The following is a 717-nucleotide window of genomic DNA, read 5'->3' as shown; positions in this document are numbered from 1 at the left end:
GCTTAATCTTCGGGATCAGTAAGGCCCATCAGCACCCGTAAGGGGTTCGTTCGCACCCAGCGGATCTTCCCCGATACCGGCCCGCAGCCACTGCAAACCGCATCCGTGCAGCGAGCCCACAAATTCCCGTTCTGCCGATCGACCTCTTGCTGTCTGATCCGAGCCTTCTCAATCAATGCTCGGATCAGACAGCAAGGGGTCGTTCGCACCATGCGGATCTTCCCCGATACCGGCCCGCAGCCAATGCAAACCGCATACGTCCAGCGAGCCCACAAATTCTCGTTCTGCCGATCGACCCCTTGCTGTCTGATCCGAGCCTTCTCAATCAATGCTCGGATCTCAGCGGCCTTTTCGTCACCGACAGATTTTCTCTGTTGGTCCGTAACGGACGGCTTTTGAAGTTCCTGTGCCGAGGTAGGCGAAGCAGCCACAATCATTCCGGCAAAGGTTAGCAAACCTGCACGCATAAGTTTCTCCTGCCCTCTTGGCTTTGATCACCAAAACGATGACATGACGGGCCAGGGAACAGGAAAGTTTCAGCCTTTGCAGAAAACTAACAATTATCAATGTTTTTCGTACCGCCAAGTTCAGTAGAAATCTTTTCAAACTTGCCCTGAAATGTAGCTGGTCGACAGCAATCGTGACTGAGGAACGATCGGATCGTGCCTGTGGTTTCCCGCCGTGGCACCAACCCGGTGCCGCTGCAAGGAACCGGCC

The 717-nt window shown here is 54.7% G+C and carries 1 protein-coding gene; it reads right to left on the bottom strand.

Going from position 1 to position 717, the window contains the following annotated elements:
• Positions 1-354 precede the first annotated feature (354 nt).
• A partial coding sequence (locus tag MKK70_RS13160; RefSeq protein WP_243948257.1) for a hypothetical protein occupies positions 355-717 on the bottom strand: 363 nt, incomplete at its 5' end.

This window comes from Methylobacterium sp. E-041 (assembly GCF_022829665.1).
In the GTDB taxonomy this organism is placed as follows: Bacteria; Pseudomonadota; Alphaproteobacteria; order Rhizobiales; family Beijerinckiaceae; genus Methylobacterium.
Note: the sequence above shows the minus strand (reverse complement) of the source record. Positions and strands in the feature narration are given on the sequence as shown.